Here is a 20,681-nt window from a genome sequence, read left to right on the forward strand (position 1 = left end):
AATCCCGGTTCCGACACCACCTTTCGGCAAGGAGAGCCTCATGGCGCCATCTGCGTTCACGCCCCTCGACCCCAGGACATGGCTGGCGCAACAGCCGTTGCAGGAAAACGAACACCTGTACCTGATCATCAGCGCAGCGAGCGAAGCCGATGCGTTGCAAGCCCTTCGCACTTCAGTTCCCGCCCATCCACTGCTGCCCATCTGGTGCGACACCCCCTACGCCGCCTGGCAAGCGGTGATGCCCTATGTCACCAAGCTTGAGCCCGACTCGGCGTTCCTGACATGGATCGCTGGGAGCGATGCCCTCGATTGGGGCTGGCTGGCCGTATCCCGCTGCGAACCCGGCGAGGTACTGGCGCATCTGCGCAGCTTGACGCAAGTGAGGATGCCGGACGGGAGCGAGGTATTTTTTCGGTTTTGGGATGGGCGATACATCCATCCGATCCTGGAAGAACTGGGTGGCAACGCCAGCACTCTTTTACCGATCTTCGAGCGATACCTGATCAATGGCAAGTCCCTGGAAACAGTCCCTACGAAAGTGCCTGCGGCGAAAGACTGGCCGTGGTGGGAAATGTCAGAAAAGCTGTTGGACGCGCTGGAGAGCCCATCGGCATTGGTAGACAGCCTGATGCATTGGCTCGAAGAAGAGCGCCTTGACGTTTATATCGCTTGGCCAGAAAGCATTCTGAAACTGAAAGTCAGCCACTACGTACGCCACGCGAAATCTCAGGACAATCTCCGGAAAACGCTGCTGGACGATCTGATGCTGGAGCAAGGTTGATGTCCGCGAATAATCACATCGCGTTCGTCGATGAGGAACTGGCGACATTCAAGGACGGTTTGAAGCGTTATCAGGAGCAGACCCAAGCCTGGTATGCACAACGTGCCGACGATGTGAGCCGGCTCAGGGACCTGCCTTCGCTGACGGGCATGGAACGCGGCATCAAGGTCGGTGACAGTCAAAAAACGCTGGGAATGACTGACAGCGATTTTAACTCGAATGTGGCCAGGTGCCCACGCAAAGGGCCTTTGCTGATCGAGAGCAAGTTCGAGTCGGTCTACGACATCCCGATCGGCGATATCGACGTTGAAATCGTCGATGTGGACACCGGCGCGGTCAGCACCGTAAGGCTGGATGCACAGGGAAAGGCCCGCTGGACCGAAGGTGTTCCCGGCAAGTACTACCAGATACGCGTGCACAGCGAGGTCACACCGACTCAGATCAATGAGCTGTTCAATGCCTATGACGGGCTGACAGGCGAGCTGGAAAAATTCCTGCGCAATAAATGGGAGAGCCCAGCGGGTTACCGGCACCAATGGTCGAGCCTGTCTGTCTCCGGCACCGCCCTGGCAGTGGGCAGCGGCGTTCTCGAAGGCGGCTGGGAAGCCATCAGGGGCGTGTGGGATGGAATCCGCCTGGCACTTGAGATGCTGCAAAACCCGGCGAAGTTCGTTGAAGAGCTGGGAGAAGGGGCTGATCGGCTCATCGAAGTCGCCAGGAAAACTCCTGACATCATGAAGAAAGCCATGCTGCTGGCCAGCGACGAGGCCGCACTCTTCCTGATGATGCGTTGCGCACTGATCTGGCTGGCAAGCCTACCGCCGATGCAAACGGCCGGCGATACCGCAAGGATGACCACCGCCGCGGTCATGGGAATCGTAATCGACATCGTGCTGGCGATTGTCCTGACGGTGGTTGCCGAGGGCACAGGGATCATCTATCTCGCGGCACGGCTGAAGAAATATGGGGAAATAATCCTCAAAGCGGTGACCGGTTTCGTAGAGTCCATATTCGCCATCATCAATGGCTTCATGGGGTATGTCGCCAAGTACATTCCCGTAGCGGTGCGGGGCCTGGCTGCGCCGATGAAAAAAGGTGCGGTCGAGCTACGCATTGACGGCAGGAGAAACGCCAGGCTGGTCGCTGGAAAGACAGCCGACGATGCGTCCAGGCAGGCTACCACGCCCACCGGCAAGAGTGCCGAACCCGCCGCCCGTACCTGCACCGATAAATGCCCGGTATCGATGGTGACCGGCGAAGAGTTGTTGACGCTGAACGATGGCCAACTCGACGGACTGTTGCGATTCGAGTGGACACGCCTGTATCGGACCAGCGCAGTGGAAATCGACTGTGGCCTGGGCTACGGCTGGAGCCATGCGCTGGCCCATCGGCTCGAAATCATCGGTAATGAAGTCGTCTGGACCGATCATGAAAATCGGTCGATCCCCTTCCCGCGTCCGAGCCAGCAGCGTCCGACGATTACCAACAGCCTGTCCCGTGCGGCTATCTATCTGGGTGACGCGCCCAACGAGCTGATCGTGGCTCAAGCGGGTCAGCGTCCTTCGTTCTATCACTTTCACCTTCAAAATGATGACGCGACTTTGATTGCCATCAGCGACAGTTATGGCAATCGGTTGCGCATTACTCGCGACGTCGTCGGAAAAATCCAACGCCTGGACAACGGCGCGGGACGTGGGCTGCTCTTGCGTTACCACGACAGTCGCATCATCGCGGTCGACTATCAGCGATTTCAAGTGGCGCAAACGTATGAGCAATACTGGACGACTGCCCAGACGCTGGTCACTTACCACTATGACGCCCTGCATCGACTGGTCGAGGTGACAAATGCCAGTGGCGAAACCGAGCGTTATCGCTATGACGAACAGCATGTCATCGTCGAGCGACAGCTGGCTGGTGGCGCCAGTTTTTTCTGGGAGTGGCAGAACAAAGGCAAGCTGGCCCGCTGCATCCGGCATTGGGCCAGTTTCTCGCAAATGCAGGCACGATATGCCTGGGACGATAACGGCAGCGTCACCGTAACCAATGTCGACGGTAGCGAGGAGGTCTATACCCACGACGACAAGGCCCGGCTCATCAGCAAGACCGATCCGGACGGCGCCCAACATCGCAAGGCCTATGACAAAAAAGGCCGGCTGGTTGCAGAGAAAGACCCACTGGGAGCCGTGACCGAATACCGCTACGACGAAGATGGTTTGCTGACTGCCATCATCCCGCCGGAAGAAGCACCGGTGGTGTACGAACACATCAACGGGTTCGTCAGCGATGTCCATCGCGGCAAAGCCAGTTGGAAATACCGCCGCAATCGGCAAGGCGACATTACCCGGCAGACCGATCCAGACGGAAACATCACGTACTACCACTACAGCGACCAAGGTCGCCTGACACACATTACCCACCCCGACCGTAGCTCCCATTCATTGGCCTGGAACACTCTCGGTCAACTGGTGGAAGAGTGCCTGCCCGACGATAGCGTGCTTCGATATACCTACGATGCGCTGGGCCGGCAGATCAGCCGCCAGGACGAACATGGCGCTGTCACCCATTACCAATGGGACGCCGTCGGCCGCTTGCTGCAAACCACCCTGCCCACCGGCGCCACCCGCGCCTGGAGCTACAACGCCTACGGCAAGGTCACCGCCGAACGCGACGAACTGGGGCGCATCACCCGCTACGAATACGCCGACGACCTGCACCTGATCAGCCGGCGGCTCAATCCCGATGGCAGCGAACTGAAGTATCGCTACGACTCGGCGCGGTTGTTGCTCACCGAAATCGAGAACGAATCCGGCGAAAAATATCAGCTGGCCTACACGCCCAACGGATTGATCCGACAGGAAACCGGCTTCGACGGCCAGCGCACCGGCTACGCCTACGACCTCAACGGCCACCTGCTGGAAAAGACCGAGTTCGGTTCCGATGGCAGCCAGCGGCTCACCGCTTATCAGCGCGACAGCGCTGGCCGCCTGTTGCGCAAGACCTTGCCCGACGGCAAACCGGTCGAGTACCGCTACGACGCCCTCGGCCGGCTGGTCAGCGTCGACGACGGCCACTGGCCGCTGTCCTACGAATACGACAACCAGGACCGCCTCGTCGCCGAACACCAGGGCTGGGCCACCCTGCACTATCGCTACGACGAGGCCGGCCGGCTGACCTACTGCCGCCTGCCCGACCGCAGCACCCTCAATTACCGCCACCTCTATGGCGGCGCGCTGCTGGCCATCGACCTCAACGGCCAGTGCCTGACCGAACACCGCTTCACCGGCACCCGCGAACGCCAGCGCCAGCAAGGCCTGCTGCTCAGCGACTACAGCTACGACGAACAGGGCCGCCTCAAGGCCCAGACCGTGTGGCAGACCCAGCAGAAACAACTGTTCTGGCGCGACTATTCCTACAGCGCCAATGGCAACCTCGCCACGCTGTCCGACACCCGAAACCGACGCGCCTACCACTACGACCCGCAAGATCGCCTGCTGCGTATCGACTACGCCCACAGCCAGCCCCCCGAGCACTTTTCCCACGATCCGGCCGGCAACCTGCTGCTGCACGACCGCCCCGGCCCGACCACCCTCAAGGGCAACCGCCTGCTGATGGAGGGCGATCGCCACTACGACTACGACGCCTACGGCAACCTGGTCCGCGAGCGCCGCGGCAAAGCCCAGTGCCTGATCACCGAATACCGCTACGACAACCAGCACCGCCTGATTGGCCTCACCACCCCGGAAGGCAACGAAGCGTCCTACCGCTACGACGCCTTCGGCCGACGCATCGAAAAGACCGTGGACGGCCAGACCACCGAATTCATCTGGCAAGGCGACCAGCTCATCGCCGAAAGCAGCGACCAGCATTATCAAAGCTACGTCTACGAGCCCGGCACCTTCCGCCCCCTCGCCCTGCTCAAAGGCCAAGGCCCAAAAAACGCCACGCCGTTCTACTACCACAACGACCACCTCGGCACGCCCCAGGAACTGACCAGCCACCAGGGCGAAATCGTCTGGGCGGCGCGCTACACCGGCTACGGCAAACTCACCAAACTGGCCCACGGCGCCGGCAAGCGACTGACCCAGCCGCTGCGTTTCCAAGGCCAATACCACGACCTGGAAAGCGGCCTGCATTACAATCGGCATCGCTACTACAATCCGGACACGGGGCGGTATCTGACGGCGGATCCGAGCAAGCTGGCGGGTGGGCTCAATGGGTACCGGTACACCCTGAACCCGACGGGGTGGGTGGATCCGTTGGGGTTGGTGGATTGTCCGGGGAACAAAGATAAACCAGCTGAAGGCCAGCAAAAAAGCGAGCCTCAACTACCCCAACCTTCTCGCCACGGCGCATTTAGGCATGCAAAAACAGACGCTGGCATACCAAAGACCCAGCAACCGGACCTTGTTTACGACGCCACCACGGGAAAAACACAACAATACAGCTATGCAAGAATGACGGAGAGATCCGGCGAGAGTGTACTGAACAGCAAAGGAAAACCAATTTCGGCTCGAGAATATCAATTTACACGACACGACGGTTCTAAAGTCATAATCCAAGACCACTCTGCGGGGCATCAATTTAATCAACCAGACAATAGAGGCGACCAGAAAGCACATTTTAATTTGCGTCCCTTAGAACAAAGAAGAACAGGAAAAATCGCAAAAGAACATTATTATTTCACGGAGTAAGCCATGATTTTCTGGAATGATCTTGAAGGAAGTATTTTTTTTAATAAGATTTTTTCATCCCCGGTACCTATCGGCAAAATCGACTTGGCGTCATTAATTATAGACAACGATATTCCGACACTCATTTTTGAATTCGACATTGCAGAATACCCCGATGCCCCCCCGCAGAAATGGAAGCAATCAGGATTTAACATATGCCGAGTAGGTCTAAATTGCGGAACACCAAAAAACCTAAAAATCATCAACATACCAACAAACACCAAACTAACTGTTCAGATAACACAACAAAAAGATAGCCTTCTAATTCAAGCATCTAACGAAACCTCGCTTATAGAACTAGAAACCAAACACTTGCTGCTATGTGGACCCTCAGCCTATAGAAACGTAATTGAATGAGGTCATGCCGAGAGTTCCATAAAAAACTCTTGAGAAAATGCGTCGACCTGTCCTCCATCCGAAGATCGGGCGTATTAAACTGTGGCAGCCCGATCAAACATCAAAAAACAGACCTGGGAGCCTTCCGCCTCCTCACTCTGCGCAAAGGCGAAGGCCCGAAGAAAGCCACACCGTTCCACTACCACCAGTCCCCAAAAATCTAAAAGATCTCAAAATCCCCGACCTGATAGTCAGGCCGAGGATTTCATAAAGTTTCCCTAAACCCAATCAACCATCAAAAAACATTAATCGGATAATCCACAAACACCCGCAGCTCATTACCGCTGACGTTGTACTCACTGGATTTCTGCGACACGCGCAGGACCGAACTGCGCAACCGTACGCTCAGGTCTTTGGCCGGGCCGCTCTGGACCACGTATTTGAACTGGTTGAAGATCTCGCGTTCGGTGCCGCCTTCGCTGGTGGAGGTGGTGATGTTGTCGCCACGCACATAGGCCACGTTGTAGGTCAGCCCCGGTACACCGAAGGTGGTGAAGTCCAGGCCGTAGCCCAGCTGCCAACTGCGTTCGTCTTCGGCATTGAAGTCGGACCAGTAGGAGTTGGCCAGGTAGATGGTGTTGCCACCGTCGCCGACACGATTCTGGTCACGTTGGTAGCCGCCGTAGGCGTAGCCCAGGTTGCTGTCGCCGGTGCTGCGCTGATGGGCGAGCGTGAAGCTGTGCGGGCCGGTGGCGAAAGTTGCCGCCAGGCTCCAGATTTTGTTGTCGTCACCAGTGACGCCGTTTTCGCGAACATAGCTGTCGTCCAGCTTGGTGCGATAGCCGTTGAAGTCCAGGGTCAGGGATTGGTCCTTGGCCAACGGGAACACGTAATTGGCGTTCACGTATTGCTTCTTCAATACGTCTTCGACATCCGAGGCGTAGAGCGAAGCCTTGAATTGCTCGGTGAACTGGTAGCTGCCGCCCAGTACGTTGATCGATTTCAAGCCACCGCTGTCACGGCCTTCAGCGCTTTTACGGGACTCGGCGGTGAAGCGGCCGGCGTTCAATTCGAGCCCTTTGATCTCCTTGGAGGTAATCAGCGTGCCGGTGTAGCTTTCTGGCAGCAGGCGCGAATTGTCGTAGTTCAACACCGGCAGGGCCGGCATCTGGTCGCCGTAGGCCAACACTGTGTTGGAGACACGGAATTTCACCGCGGCGCCGAATTTGGAGAGATCATCGGCCGCGTTGCCGCTGTCGCCTTTCTTGAAGAAATCGATGCCTTGTGCACCGGTGCGCCCCTTGCCGCCGTCCAGACGCAGTGCATACAAGCCGAACGCATCCACGCCTACGCCCACTGCGCCTTGGGTGAAGCCGGACGAGAACGTACCGATGGCGGCCTGGCCCCATTCGGCCTTGTCCTTGTTGCCGTCCTTGTAGTCGCGGTTGATGTAGGCGTTGCGCAACAGAACTTTCAGACTGCTGTCTTCGACGAACCCATTGGACTCGGACTGATCGCTGGCCATGGCGTGTGTTGTGCTCAAAATCCCCAGAGCTAGCAAAGTAAAGCGTTTGTTCAACATGATTATTTTCCTTGTACGGGTTGATACGCACCGTAACCGGCAACCGAAATGGCGCTTTTTGCGCTCTTTTTCGGACTCTTGCTCCTGGAAATAATGAAAAGGCCCGGCCACGGATCGATCGTGTCGGGCCTTTTTATTATTTAAGAGTCATGGCTGTTGGCCACAGGCGTGGGGCGAATCCTAGTCGCGCCCTGAAGTCCGTGTCAATTTCGTGAATCTTCGGTAATCAGGCGAAAAAGCACACCCATAAAAAAAGCGCCAGCCTTTCGGCCAGCGCTTTTTATCAATCCGTCGAATTCTATCCCTGCATGACATCCCACAACGCTTCCAGCTCCGCCTCGCTGAACAGGCCAACGGGGTAGCGCTCGATGATCATCCGGCGCGGATCAGGTTCTCTGATCTGACGCGTGCCATTGGACTTCAACCACTGCGCCAACGCTTGAAGCGACTCACCATTTACGGCCAAGGGATGGCATGTGCGCTCGCTTATCATATTCATTCCAGCGCCCTCTCCTGGTTGATGAGCGGCCAATTTATCCAAGGTTTATGACAAAACAACGCAGCTCCACTCCCCAGAACTGCACGGATGTCGATACAAGAGCTATGCCAAGGTAAACGGCTCGCCGACGAACCGCGCACAAAAAAGCCCGCGCCCCAATGGGGCCGCGGGCTTGCCAGGATGGATCCAAAAGCACCGGTGTAGAGCCGCTGCGATTGAAGTCACCGGGCTGTTACGTCCCCACTCATTTTGTGTGCGCGGCAGGTTGCTGTTGGGTAAGACAATGGATATTTCCGCCCCCCAGTAACAGCTCTCGCCCAGGCACCATGATGACTTCGTGCTGGGGAAACAGGTCCTGCAGGATTTGCCTGGCCGTGCTGTCCAGTGGATCGTCGAAACTCGGGGCGATGATGCCGCCATTGACGATCAGGAAGTTCACATAAGAGCCGGCCAGACGCTCGCCAGGTTTGCGCTCCTGTGAGCCGTGTACCACGTCCACCCCGGCGCATTCTTCTTCGGTGGCATACAGCGGCCCGGGAATCGGCATTTTATGCACCGTGAACGAGCGGCCCTTGGCGTCGGTGCTGTTTTGCAGCACATCCATCGCCGCGTGGCAGCGGGCATAGTTCGGGTCCTGCGGGTCGTCGGTCCAGGCCAGCAGCACTTCACCAGGGCGTACGTAGCAGCAAAAGTTATCCACATGGCCGTCGGTTTCGTCATTGAACAGGCCATCGGGCAGCCAGATGATCTTGTCCACCGCCAATTGGGCACTGAGCACCGCCTCGATTTCCTGGCGGTTCAGGTGCGGGTTGCGATTGTGGTTGAGCAGGCATTCCTCGGTGGTGATCAAAGTGCCTTCGCCATCGACATGGATCGAACCACCTTCGAGGACGAAGCCCTCGGTGCGGTAGCGCGGGCTGCGCTCGATTTCGAGAATCTTGCCGGCCACCAGCGAGTCCCGGTTCCATGGGGAATACAGCCCACCCTCGAAGCCGCCCCAGGAATTGAAGTCCCAATCGACACCGCGCACTTCGCCGTTGTTGTTGATCACGAACGTCGGGCCTGTGTCCCGGACCCAGGCGTCGTCGCTGGACATTTCCACCAGGCGGATATTCGGCACATCGAGCCGCGCCCGAGCATTTTCGTATTGGGCGGCGGATACCGCCACGGTGACCGGCTCGAAACGGGCGATGGCCTTGGCAACCGCCACATGAGCGGCCTGCGCGGGCTTACCGCCCAGGCGCCAGTTATCCGGGCGCTCGGGCCAGATCATCCAGACCTGAGTCTGGGGCGCCCACTCGGCAGGCATGTAAAAACCGTCCGCGCGCGGAGTGCTGTGCAAAGTTGTCATGATTCAGGACTCCAGTGAGCCGTCGAGGGTTTTGATCGCGCCGTACAGGTTCGGGCGCCGATCACGGAAAGTGCCCCAGGCACTGCGAATGTGTTCCAGTTCGTCGAGGTCGAAGCTGTGTACCAGCACGCCTTCTTCGGTCTCGTTCAATTCCTGGACTTTTTCACCGAACTGATTGGCGATGAACGAGGAGCCGTAGAACGTGATGTCATAGCCATCCTGCTCTTCGTTGCCGATGCGATTGCTGGCGACCAGCGGCATCAGGTTGGCGCCGGCATGGCCCTGTTGTACACGCTGCCAATGATCGCGCGATGAAATGGTCTTGTCGTGCGGTTCGCTGCCGATGGCGGTCGGGTAAAACAGAATTTCCGCACCTTGCAACGCCATGCTGCGGGCGCACTCTGGAAACCATTGGTCCCAACAGATGCCTACGCCGATTTTCGCATAGCGGGTATTCCACACCTTGAAGCCGGTATCGCCAGGGTTGAAATAATACTTCTCATGGTAGCCAGGACCGTCCGGGATGTGGCTCTTGCGGTAGATGCCCAGGTTGCGACCGTCGGCGTCGATGATCGCAATGCTGTTGAAACGCGCACGCCCGGCCCGTTCAAAAAAACTGATCGGCAGCACGACCTGCAGTTCTTCGGCGATTTTCTGGAAGTGCTTGATGGCGACGTTCTCGTCAACCGGAGTCGCCAACTGCAAATAATCCGGGTTCGGCTTCTGGCAGAAGTACGGCGTCTCGAACAATTCCTGGATAAGGATGACTTGCGCGCCTTGGGCAGCGGCCTGGCGGACCAGCTTCTCGGCGGTCTCGATGTTCGCTTCGAGATCCCAGGAACAGGCCATTTGCGTGGCGGCTACGGTAACGATACGACTCATGAATCATCTCCCAGGCGATGGACAGTAGCGCCTTTATAGCCGATAAAAATCGGTATTTGAAGCATGAAAAACCATAAAGCAGATAATTTGTCATCAAAACACCGACAAAAATCGAATTAATACCCAATAAACCTGTGGGAGCGAGCCTGCTCGCGAAGAGGGGGAACATTCAACATTGACGTTGACTGATCCACCGCTTTCGCGAGCAGGCTCGCTCCCACAGGAAAACAGCGTGCTGTGCCGGATAAACTACAACCCCTCCTCCAGGGCTTTTGCCAGCATGTCGACGAAGAAGTCCACGCTCTGGCGACTGGTGACCATCGGTGGCTTGATCTTGAGGATGTTCAGGTAATCACCAGTCGGCTGCATGAAGATGCCCAACTCCCGCAGGCGATTGCACAGCGCGGTGGTTTCCTCGGTGGCCGGTTCGAGGGTGTCGCGATTGCGGATCAGCTCCACGCCCAGGTAGAACCCGGAGCCATGCACCGCGCCGACCAATGGATACTGGTCGATCAGCGCTTCCAGGCGGGCCTTGAAATGTCCGCCAACGATCCGGGCGTTTTCCCACAGGTTTTCTTCCTCCATGACGTCCAGCACGGCCATGCCGACCTGGCAACTGACCGGGCTGCCGCCGGCGGAAGAGAAAAAATACCCCTCGGCTTCCAGCGCCTCGGCGATTTCCCGGCGGGTGATGACGGCCCCCAGCGGCTGACCGTTGCCCATGCCCTTGGCCATGGTGATGATGTCCGGCACCACGCCTTGCTCCTCGAAGCCCCAGAAAAACTCGCCCATGCGCCCGTAGCCGACTTGCACCTCGTCGGCGATACAGACACCACCGCGCTCGCGCACCAAGGCGTAGACCTGTTTCAGGTACCCCGGTGGCAGCGCGATGCCGCCGGCATTGCCATATACCGGCTCGCAGATGAAGCCGGCGAGCTGACGTTTCTGTTCGGCGATTTTTGCCAGGTTGTGCTCGACGCTGCGCACGTAGTCCGGCGCACTGTCGACACCGCGGAATTCACCACGATAGGTGTTCGGCGCCGTCACCGGGTGCACCCAGTCCGGACGGCTGCTGAGGGCCTGGGGATTGTCGGCAATGGACGTCGAGACCGCATCGGCCGCCACCGACCAACCGTGATAGGCCTCCAGCACGCTGAGCATGTCGCGCCCGCCGCTGTAGGCCCAGGCCAGGCGGATCGCCAGGTCGTTGGCTTCGGTGCCGCTGTTGACCAGGAACACCCGGTCCATGTTCGACGGCGCCAGTGCCAGCAGGCGTTCGGAAAACTCGGCGATCGCCGCGTAGTGAAAACGCGAGTTGGTATTAAGCAGCGACCACTGTCTGGCCGCGACCGCCGCCATGCGCGGATGGCCATGGCCCAGCACCGCGACATTGTTGAGCATGTCGAGGTACGAGCGGCCCTGCATGTCGATCAGGTGGTTGCGCCAGCCACGCTCGATGCGCGGCGGGTCGATGTAGTAGTGCTTCTGCGAACGGGCAAAACTGGCATCGCGACGGGCCAGCAGCGCCTGCGGATCGATTTCCGGCTCGGCATCGCAAGCCAGCCCCAACAGCACCGCGGGTGATGGGCAGAGCGCTTGCCAGGCCTGCGCCCGGGACGGTGTGCAGAACAATGGCGGGGCCAGATGCGCGCCCCGGCACAGCTGGACCAGCAATGGCCCAGCCACCTCGCCCACTACCTGACCCTTTGCCAGCGCGGCCCCGGGCTGCAGCGACGAGGAAACGCCCCACAAACGCACGCTCAATTGCGGGCCATCGAGCCGCAGCAAGCCGTCAGCATCCCTGTGCAACACCCCGGCGAAGGGCGATTCCAGCGGCGTACCGTGAGGAATGTGCAGTTCCACATGGAGCGGATAAGTATCGGGCTCTTCGGCACTGTCCGGCCGGGTGCGGGACAACCGATACTGCCCGTAACGGCTGGCCGCCAACCCATGCACGGCGGCGGCTTCGCTCAGCAGGCGCTGGTCGATCCCCGGCTGCTCCCAATTGCCCGCCTCGAAATGCGGGCTGAGCACACCCAGGTCGATCAGGGCGAAATCACGTCCCACCAAAGTCGGCAACAGCGGTGCGAAACCCTCGTTGGCAAAGGGCGGCAGGCTATGGCCCACGGCGGCAAGGATCGCCGCTTCCATCAACTCAAGCGGCACGGAATGGGCGACGTTGAAGATTTCCCATTCATGCCTGAGGTTGTCGCGAGCATATTGGTTATCCGGGTCGACAGCGACCTGTTGCTCTCCGCTAAGTACCAGCACAGCGGCGCGGGCCACGATCAACGGCCAAAGCGCCTGGAGCTCTTCACGCTGCAACGGATTGACCGCGTGATAGGCCTTGATCGCCGGCAGGATGAAAAACGGATCTGCATCGGCATGATGCAACAGCGCCGCGCAGGTGACCGACAGATCGGTGACACGCCAGGTGCGGATCAGGTCGCCGAAATCGATGACGCCCTGCAGTTGCCATTGGCGCTGCGCATCGCGTTGCCAGACCACGTTGTCATCGGTGATGTCCATGTGGATCGCCTGCATCGGCAGGCTGGCCTTGAGCGGCTGCAAGCGCCGTTCGGCCTGCTGTGCGACGTCGGCGATCAACTGACGCCGTTGGTCATCGTCGATGACAGGCAACAGGTGTTCGATCAAGGCTGGCGCGTGGCGCGCGTCCCATTGCAGGGTTCGCTCCAGGCCCGGGTGGTCGAATGTGGCCAAGGCCAGGTCCATGTCGGCGCACAGGCGGCCCAGCCCAGTCACCAGGTCAGGCGTGAGGTGTTTGAGTTGGGTGAGGGACTGGCCGTCGATGTACTCGAGCAGGCGCATGTGTATCGCTTGGCCGTCGACTTCTAGCGTCAGCAAGTCATGGCCATTGGCGGCCTCGATCACCCGCGGCACCTTCACCGCGCCGTGCCCGGCCAACTGCTTGAGCGCGGCATGTTGGGCCTGGAGCTCCTGGACGGCGTAGTCGCCATGGCAGATTTTCAGCACGAACCGCCCGCGTTCGCTGTCGACGCGGTAGTTGAGGTCCTGATGACTGCCAAGGGGTCGCAGGTCACCGCTGAGTCCGTAATTCGAGCGCAGCAGTACCAGTGCCTGTTCGGCGCTGATCTGTGGGCTTGGCAAACTGGCACGGTGAACCAACGTGGCGAGTGGCATACAACGACCCCTGGGTGGTTTTGTTTGGATGCCTATCTCGCCACTGAGTCGGTGGATAAGCAACCCCCCTCTTCGACACGGGCTCGCGCCGACCGCTGCTTTTGGGCAAGAATGGACACCCTTGCTGCTGCCATTCCCATGGAGACACCCAATGAATGTAATCGCCACCGACCTGCCCGGTGTCTTGATCATCGAACCCAAGGTATTTGGTGACGAGCGCGGTTTTTTTTATGAAAGCTTCAACGCCAAGGCATTCAAGGACGCGACCGGCATCGACACTCGATTCGTGCAGGACAACCATTCTCGCTCGCTGAAAGGCGTGCTGCGTGGCCTGCATTACCAATTGCAGAACACCCAGGGCAAACTCGTGCGCGTCACCGCTGGTGAAGTGCTTGATGTGGCCGTGGATATCCGCCGCAGCTCGCCGAATTTCGGCAAATGGGTTGCGGTACGCCTCAGCGCCGACAATCACCGTCAACTCTGGGTGCCACCAGGGTTCGCCCACGGCTTTGTGGTCCTGAGTGAATTCGCGGAATTCCTGTACAAGACCACCAACTACTACGACCCGACATCCGAACGCAGCCTGTTGTGGAACGACCCTGCGCTAGACATCGACTGGCAGTTGGGGGATATCCAGCCGCAACTGTCCGGCAAGGACCTGGCGGCTTCGACCCTGGAACAGGCAGACGTCTTCGCCTGATCGAAGACGTTGACGCATGTCCTAGGCATAATGCGCCTGTTCCCACAGGCGCATCATGCTCATGAATTCCACTCTCCCCCGCAGACCCCGTTGGCGCAGCCTGGCATTGCTGGCCCTGTGCCTGGCGCCGTTGCTGTGGCCGCTGGAGCACCTGGCGGAGCGTTACTACCGCAGCGAGCTGGCCGGGCAGAATCGCCAGACGCTCGATCTCTATGTCGCCAACCTGTTGGGCACCCTGCACCGCTATGAAGTGCTGCCGCAGATTCTTGGCGAGCTGCCGCCCCTGCGCGCAGTCCTGTCTGCGCCGGATGATGGCGTTACCCAGGGCAATGCCAATCGATTGCTGAAGAACATCAGCGCCCAGACTGGCGCTGAAGTCATGTACTTGATGGACGCCACTGGCAAGACCCTGGCGGCATCGAACTGGGACAAGCACGACAGTTTCGTCGGGCGCAATTTTGCTTTCCGCCCTTACTACATCGAAGCCATGGCCGGGCGTCTTGGACGCTTCTTCGGCCTGGGCACCACGTCGGGCAAGCGCGGTTACTTCTTTGCCGCCGCCGTACGTGATCGCGAAAAAGTCATTGGCGTACTGGTGGTCAAGGTCGACCTGGACCACACCGAAAGCCTGTGGGGCAAGACCCCTGAGCAATTGCTGGTGACCGACCATAACGGCGTGGTCATTCTGACTTCACGCCAGGAATGGCGGTTTCGCGCAACCCGCCCTTTGAGCACCGAAGAGAGCAAGGCAATCAGCGCGGTCCAACCCTACCCGACCCGCGATCCGAAGCCGCTTCATCTGGACGCCAACGCCTGGCTGACCCAGACCCAGGTCATCGAAGAGACTGGCTGGAACGTGAGCATCCTGGCCCCGCGAACGCTGATCGATCGTCCGGTGCGCACGGTGGTGGTCATTGGTGGCTCGGCGTTGCTGGTCTTGATGTTGCTGCTCGGGTTGATGATGCAGCGCCGGCGCCATTACCTGGAACGGATCGCCTTCGAAGCCAAGGCCCGGCATGAGCTGGAAGGTCGGGTGGCGGAACGCACCAGTGACCTGGAAGGCCTCAACCGGCGCCTGCGCCAGGAAGTGCTGGAGCGCGAGCAGGCCCAGCAGGAGCTGGTCCGCGCCCAGGACGACCTGGTGCAGGCCGGCAAACTGTCGGCCCTGGGCACCATGTCGGCGAGCATCAGCCATGAACTCAACCAGCCGCTGGCGGCCATTCGAAGCTACGCGGAAAACGCCGAGATCCTGCTCGACCATCAGCGCACCGACGACGCCCGGGGCAATCTCAAGCTGATCAGCGAACTGACCGGGCGCATGGCCTCGATCATCGCCCATTTGCGCGCTTTTGCCCGCCGCGACCGCCACGCGCCGGAAAGCGTCGCCCTGCAACCGGCGTTGGACGACGCCTTGGCGCTGCTCGCCAAACGTCGGCGCAGTATGGAAGTGGAACTGATCCGTGACCTGCCGGCCGCCACCTTGTGGGTCGAGGCCGGCGAAACACGCTTGCGCCAAGTGCTGGGCAACCTGCTGGCAAACGCCCTTGATGCCCTGACCGAAAAGGGCCCACCGCGCAGACTCTGGCTCAGTGCCCAGGCAACGGAAACCGGCGTCAACCTGTACATACGCGATAACGGCCCGGGGTTCTGCATGGAAGCCCTGGGCCGGGCCGGCGAGCCTTTTTATACCACCAAGACCCGCACCCAGGGCCTTGGCCTGGGGCTGGCGATCTGCGACACCCTGATGCGCGCCTTCGGCGGCGAGCTGTTGTTCGCCAATCACAAGGAAGGTGGCGCCCTGATTACCCTGAAGCTGCGCGCGGGCGCGCCCGGGGTGAGCCTGCAACCGTCCGAGGACCGTAGTGTATGACCATCGATAACCAGATTGAGGTGGTGCTGATCGACGACGATCCCCACCTGCGTCAGGCCTTGAGCCAGACCCTCGACCTGGCCGGCCTGAAGATCCTGCCCCTGGGCGAGGCCAATGGCCTGGCCGGGCAATTGCCCCGAGACTGGCCCGGCGTGGTTGTCAGCGACATTCGCATGCCCGGCATGGACGGCCTTGAACTGCTGAACCAGCTGCACGCCCAGGATCCGGAGCTGCCGGTCCTGTTGATCACCGGCCACGGCGATGTACCGCTGGCGGTCCAGGCAATGCGCGCCGGGGCCTATGACTTCCTGGAGAAGCCCTTCGCCAGCGATCATCTGCTCGACAGCGTTCGCCGAGCCCTGGCCTTGCGTCGCCTGGTCCTGGACAACCGCAGCCTGCGCCTGGCCCTTAGTGACCGGCATGAACTCAGCGCCCGCCTGGTTGGCCAATCGGCGCCCATGCTGCGCCTGCGCGAGCAGATCGGCGCCTTGGCGGCGACCCGCGCCGACGTGTTGATCCTCGGTGAAACCGGGGCCGGCAAGGAAGTGGTTGCCCGCGCACTGCACGACCTCTCAAGCCGGCGCAACGGGCCCTTCGTGGCGATCAACGCCGGCGCCCTGGCTGAGTCAGTGGTGGAAAGCGAACTGTTCGGCCACGAGCCCGGCGCCTTCACCGGCGCGCAAAAACGCCGTATCGGCAAGTTCGAATTCGCCAATGGCGGCACATTGTTCCTCGATGAAATCGAAAGCATGAGCCTGGACGTACAGGTCAAACTGCTGCGCCTGCTGCAAGAGCGCGTAGTGGAACGGCTGGGGGGCAACCAGCAGATCCCGCTGGATATCCGCGTCATCGCCGCCACCAAGGAAGACCTGCGCCAGGCCGCCGACCAGGGCCGTTTTCGCGCCGACCTGTATTACCGCCTGAACGTCGCGCCGCTGCGCATTCCACCGTTGCGCGAACGCGGCGAAGATGTGCTGATGCTGTTCCAGCACTTTGCCAACGAAGCCAGCACCCGCCATGGCCTGCCGCCGCACGAACTGCAGCCGCCCCACCGGGCGCTGCTGTTACGCCACAGTTGGCCGGGTAACGTGCGCGAATTGCAGAACGCCGCCGAACGTTTTGCCCTGGGCCTGGAACTGGCGTTGGACAACAGCGCGCCGGACAGCGGCCCCGCTGCGGTGGATGTGATCAGCGGCGGCCTGAGCGAGCAGGTGGAGAACTTTGAAAAAACCCTGATCGCCGCCGAACTGGCCCGTTCCCACAGCTCCGTACGCAGCCTCGCCGAAGCCTTGGGCATTCCGCGCAAGACGCTGCACGACAAGTTGCGCAAACACGGGCTGAACTTCGGCGACAGCAGCCATGGCCCGACCGAAGAGTCGGATTGAGCTCCACCCTTTCACTTTCAGCCAAGAGGGCCTGCATGAACCGCGACAGCCACTACCTGGAAACGATCCTGCACCGGGACATCCCGCTGACGCAGGACATGGGCCTGAAGGTGCTCGGCTGGCAAGCTCGGCAGCTACGCTTGTTCCTGCCGATCGCAGCCAACGTCAACCACAAGAGCACCATGTTCGGCGGCAGCCTGTATTGCGGCGCCGTGCTCGGTGGCTGGGGCTGGCTGCACCTGGCGCTGCGCGAGGAAGGCATCGAAGACGGGCATATCGTGATCCAGGAAGGGCAGATCAGTTATCCGCTACCGGTTACCCGCGACGCGACCGTCATCTGTGAGGCGCCTGATAAAAAGACCTGGACGCGTTTCCTGGCCACTTATCGTCGCTACGGACGGGCAAGGCTGGCCTTGCAGACGCAGGTGGTGAATGTGGATAGCAAGGACGTGGCGGTGCGGTTTGAAGGGCAGTACGTGCTGCATCGCTGATTGGCGCATAGACCCGTGGCGAGGGAGCTTGCTCCCGCTCGGCTGCGCAGCAGACGCTTTGGGGCCGCTTCGCCCGAAGCGTCGGACCGGCCCAGCGGGAGCAAGCTCCCTCGCCACAAAAGCTTCTGGGCTAAAAGATCAGATTTTAAGAACGAGCCAGCTCCAGCAACTTCCCACGCCACGGCGCTTTCGCCGGAAGCGCCAGGAAAGACGTATTCAATAACGACTCGCGTGCCGGATAGCAGAACGGCTGGCCCTGCAGGTCGAGTACCTCGCCGCCCGCGCCCTCCAGCACGCCCTGGGCAGCGGCGGTGTCCCATTGCGACGTCGGCGCCAGACGTGGGTAGCAATCCGCCGCACCTTCAGCCAACAGGCAGAACTTCAGTGAACTGCCGATATTGGTCAATTGCAGCGCCCCCAGGCTTTCGCTCAAACCGGCCAACAGGCGTTCCTGCTCCGGGCTGGTATGACGGCGGCTCGCGACCACCGTAAAGGTTTCACCGGGCGCCAGCATGTTACGCACCGCAATGGCCGCAGGCTCGGCATCCCTGTCGCCGCGCCACGCACCCAGGCCCGCACCGCCGGCATAATAACGACCGTTGGTGGGCATCGACACCACACCGAACACCACTCGTCCGTCCTCGATCAGGGCGATATTCACGGTAAATTCCTCGCTGCCGGAAATGAATTCCTTGGTGCCGTCCAGCGGATCCACCAGCCACCAGCGTTGCCAGCCGGCGCGGACGCTTTGCGCAATATCGGCATCCTCTTCGGAAAGGATCGGGATATCCGGCGCCAGGGCTTTGAGCCCGGCCACGATCACATGGTGAGCTGACATGTCCGCGGCGGTCACCGGCGATTCGTCGGCCTTGCGCACGACCTCCACATCGGCCCGCCAGAAGGGCAGGATCGCGTCGCCAGCCGTGAGCGCCAGCTCGATAACCGGGGCCATCAGGGAATGCGGAAAATTCATGGCAGGTAAGCTCCGCGCTGAGTCAGCAGATCGCGGGCCAGGTACAACGCCGCCAACGCCCGGCCCTCGGTGAATTGAGGATTCTGCGCCAGGGCCGACAGCTCGCCGAGGTTGACCTTGTCCACACGCATTGGCTCGGGTTCGTCGCCTTCCAGACGCTCTTCGTACAGATCGGTCGCCAGCACCACCTGGATCTTCTGGCTCATGTAGCCGGGAGACAATGACAACTCAGTCAGGTGTTCCAGTTGACGGGCGCCAAAACCGGCTTCCTCCTTGAGCTCGCGCTCGGCCGCCGCCAGCACATCTTCACCCGGCTCGATCAGGCCCTTGGGCAGGGACCATTCGTAGGCCTCGGTACCGCCGCAATACTCTTCCACCAACACCGCATGGTCGGCGTCGAGCATCGCCACGATCATCACCGCACCGTATCCTGCGCCCTTGCCCGCCAGGCGTTCGTAGGTGCGTTCCACACCGTTGGAAAAACGCAGTTTCAGTTCTTCCACGCAAAACAGGCGGCTGGTGGCGACGATCCGTCGGTCGAGTATGGTGGGTGTCTGGCGCATAAACGGCTCCCTGGGCGATAGCAGGCTACTATACCCGGCCTATCCTGATTGTTTGCGTCGGATATCTGATTACCGCTGGAGAAGTTTTTATGGCGTTGTTGCCCTGGCACGAGATCGATACGGTTCTGCTGGACATGGACGGCACCCTGCTGGACCTGCATTACGACAATCACTTCTGGCTGGAGCACCTGCCCCAGCGCTATGCCGAACTGCATGGTGTCAGCCGGGCCATGGCGGAGATGGAACTGCAGCCGCTGTTCGAGCGCAACGCCGGCCAGTTGCAGTGGTACTGCCTGGATTTCTGGAGTGCCGAGCTGAAGCTGCCGGTGCGCGAACTGAAGCTGGAAACCGCCCACCTGATCGCCCTGCGCCCGGACGCCGATACGTTTCTGGCAGCCATCCAGCAGGCCGGCAAACGGGTCGTGATGATCACCAACGCCCACCGCGACTCGTTGTCCCTGAAGCTGGAACGCATCGAACTGGCTCCGTATTTCGAGCGTTTGATCAGCTCCCACGACTACGGCTTTCCCAAGGAAAGCCCGCAATTCTGGGACGCACTGCAAGCCGACCTGGACTTCGACCCGGCCCGCAGCCTGTTCATCGACGATACCCTGCCGGTATTGCGCAGCGCCCGGGATTTTGGCATCGCACATTTGCTGGCGGTCAGCGAGCCGGACAGTCGCAAGGGGCCGAAGGATACGGGGGAGTTCGATGCCGTCAGAGATTATCGGGATTTGATTGCCGGGCTTTGAACCGCACCGTCCTCATCGCGAGCAGGCTCCCACCTTGGCTCGCGGCGAACCAGTAATCTCTGTGGGAGCGAGCCTGCTCGCGATTAAGGACACCGCCGAGCTCAAATCCTATTCAGGGATACGCAATACCTGCCCCGGATATATCTTGTCCGGGTGCGACAGCATCGGCTTGTTGGCTTCAAAAATCTTGTTGTACTGGTTCGCGTCGCCATACTCGGCCTTGGATATGGCGCTGAGCGTATCGCCCTTCTTCACTGTCACGAAACGCGCAGCCTTTGCCACCGGCCCCGTCACGGTGATCTGGTCGTCAACGCTACCGACACCTTCGATGTTGCCAACAGCCAGCAAGATTTTTTCTTTCTCTTCCTGGCTTGCGACTTCACCCGTAACGGTGACTTTGTCGCCCTCAACAGTCGCCTGTACATTCGGATTACCCAGCCCGACTTTGCTGATGTGCTCTTTCAATTGCTCACTGGCATTGGCATTACCTGGGGTCAGCAGATCGATAAGCTTTTCCCCCGCTTCCTTCACAAAACTAAAAATACTCATGGCACATGCTCCTTGGTTTGAATGTCCAGACGCAAAAGACTAGACCAAGCCAACCGACCCCGTTTCCCAGCCGAC

General features: G+C 60.1%; 16 protein-coding genes. 8 read left to right on the forward strand and 8 right to left on the reverse strand.

Features of this window, described 5'->3' with window-relative positions:
* Positions 1 to 40 precede the first annotated feature (40 nt).
* The 3 genes from J3P89_RS26820 to J3P89_RS26830 are packed head-to-tail and all read left to right on the forward strand — an operon-like array spanning position 41 to position 5,868.
* Entirely contained in the window at positions 41 to 781 is a 741-nt protein-coding gene (locus J3P89_RS26820) for a DUF4123 domain-containing protein (protein ID WP_434696174.1), read from the forward strand.
* Positions 781 to 5,472 carry an RHS repeat-associated core domain-containing protein gene (locus J3P89_RS26825; RefSeq protein ID WP_434696175.1) on the forward strand — a complete coding sequence of 1,564 codons (4,692 nt, stop codon included), beginning with the start codon at positions 781 to 783 and terminating at the stop codon, positions 5,470 to 5,472. Before J3P89_RS26820 ends, J3P89_RS26825 begins: the two co-directional genes overlap by 1 nt.
* A gap of 3 nt (positions 5,473 to 5,475) precedes the next feature.
* Complete coding sequence (locus tag J3P89_RS26830) at positions 5,476 to 5,868, forward strand: Imm50 family immunity protein (RefSeq protein WP_434696176.1); 393 nt, start codon at positions 5,476 to 5,478, stop codon at positions 5,866 to 5,868.
* A 274-nt stretch (positions 5,869 to 6,142) separates the two neighbouring features.
* Here J3P89_RS26830 and J3P89_RS26835 read toward each other — a convergent pair whose 3' ends face one another.
* The 5 genes from J3P89_RS26835 to J3P89_RS26855 form a co-directional block, all read right to left on the reverse strand.
* Positions 6,143 to 7,429 (reverse strand): OprD family porin, encoded by a 1,287-nt coding sequence (locus J3P89_RS26835; protein ID WP_434696177.1) that lies wholly within the window; start codon positions 7,427 to 7,429, stop codon positions 6,143 to 6,145.
* Positions 7,430 to 7,727: 298 nt separating this feature from the next.
* Positions 7,728 to 7,928 carry a hypothetical protein gene (locus tag J3P89_RS26840; RefSeq protein ID WP_305497506.1) on the reverse strand — a complete coding sequence of 67 codons (201 nt, stop codon included), beginning with the start codon at positions 7,926 to 7,928 and terminating at the stop codon, positions 7,728 to 7,730.
* Between the two features lie 244 nt (positions 7,929 to 8,172).
* The gene (aguA, locus tag J3P89_RS26845; RefSeq protein ID WP_434570310.1) at positions 8,173 to 9,279 is read right to left on the reverse strand and encodes an agmatine deiminase; all 1,107 of its coding nucleotides are present in this window, start codon (positions 9,277 to 9,279) and stop codon (positions 8,173 to 8,175) included.
* 3 nt (positions 9,280 to 9,282) lie between these two features.
* On the reverse strand, positions 9,283 to 10,161 hold the full coding sequence (gene aguB / locus J3P89_RS26850; RefSeq protein WP_434673309.1) for an N-carbamoylputrescine amidase: 879 nt from the start codon (positions 10,159 to 10,161) through the stop codon (positions 9,283 to 9,285).
* 249 nt (positions 10,162 to 10,410) lie between these two features.
* A complete protein-coding gene (locus J3P89_RS26855; protein WP_434696178.1) occupies positions 10,411 to 13,323 on the reverse strand; it encodes an aminotransferase in 2,913 nt (970 codons plus the stop codon).
* Positions 13,324 to 13,474: 151 nt separating this feature from the next.
* Between J3P89_RS26855 and rfbC the strand changes: the two genes are divergently transcribed.
* The 4 genes from rfbC to J3P89_RS26875 all read left to right on the forward strand — a co-directional run bounded on the left by rfbC (position 13,475) and on the right by J3P89_RS26875 (position 17,769).
* Positions 13,475 to 14,023, forward strand: a complete 549-nt coding sequence (gene rfbC / locus J3P89_RS26860) for a dTDP-4-dehydrorhamnose 3,5-epimerase (protein ID WP_434696179.1) — start codon at positions 13,475 to 13,477, stop codon at positions 14,021 to 14,023.
* Between the two features lie 61 nt (positions 14,024 to 14,084).
* Positions 14,085 to 15,893 carry a sensor histidine kinase gene (locus J3P89_RS26865; RefSeq protein ID WP_434696180.1) on the forward strand — a complete coding sequence of 603 codons (1,809 nt, stop codon included), beginning with the start codon at positions 14,085 to 14,087 and terminating at the stop codon, positions 15,891 to 15,893.
* Entirely contained in the window at positions 15,890 to 17,278 is a 1,389-nt protein-coding gene (locus tag J3P89_RS26870; protein WP_434696181.1) for a sigma-54-dependent transcriptional regulator, read from the forward strand. The genes J3P89_RS26865 and J3P89_RS26870 overlap by 4 nt, the downstream gene beginning before the upstream one ends.
* Before the next feature lie 35 nt (positions 17,279 to 17,313).
* A complete protein-coding gene (locus tag J3P89_RS26875; RefSeq protein ID WP_434696182.1) occupies positions 17,314 to 17,769 on the forward strand; it encodes a YiiD C-terminal domain-containing protein in 456 nt (151 codons plus the stop codon).
* A 145-nt stretch (positions 17,770 to 17,914) separates the two neighbouring features.
* Here J3P89_RS26875 and cysQ read toward each other — a convergent pair whose 3' ends face one another.
* Together cysQ and nudE are read right to left on the reverse strand one after the other, a co-directional pair.
* Positions 17,915 to 18,742, reverse strand: coding sequence for a 3'(2'),5'-bisphosphate nucleotidase CysQ (gene cysQ, locus J3P89_RS26880; protein WP_434696183.1), 828 nt, complete (start codon positions 18,740 to 18,742; stop codon positions 17,915 to 17,917).
* The gene (gene nudE / locus J3P89_RS26885; RefSeq protein WP_305497515.1) at positions 18,739 to 19,305 is read right to left on the reverse strand and encodes an ADP compounds hydrolase NudE; all 567 of its coding nucleotides are present in this window, start codon (positions 19,303 to 19,305) and stop codon (positions 18,739 to 18,741) included. Before nudE ends, cysQ begins: the two co-directional genes overlap by 4 nt.
* Positions 19,306 to 19,394: 89 nt before the next feature.
* On the opposite strand from nudE, the gene yrfG reads away from it, so the two are divergent.
* On the forward strand, positions 19,395 to 20,057 hold the full coding sequence (gene yrfG / locus J3P89_RS26890; RefSeq protein WP_305497516.1) for a GMP/IMP nucleotidase: 663 nt from the start codon (positions 19,395 to 19,397) through the stop codon (positions 20,055 to 20,057).
* 108 nt (positions 20,058 to 20,165) lie between these two features.
* Here yrfG and lysM read toward each other — a convergent pair whose 3' ends face one another.
* Positions 20,166 to 20,606, reverse strand: coding sequence for a peptidoglycan-binding protein LysM (lysM, locus tag J3P89_RS26895; protein ID WP_434696184.1), 441 nt, complete (start codon positions 20,604 to 20,606; stop codon positions 20,166 to 20,168).
* Between the last annotated feature and the right edge of the window lie 75 nt (positions 20,607 to 20,681).

Source organism: Pseudomonas sp. Z1-14, assembly GCF_051132005.1.
Taxonomy (GTDB): Bacteria; Pseudomonadota; Gammaproteobacteria; order Pseudomonadales; family Pseudomonadaceae; genus Aquipseudomonas.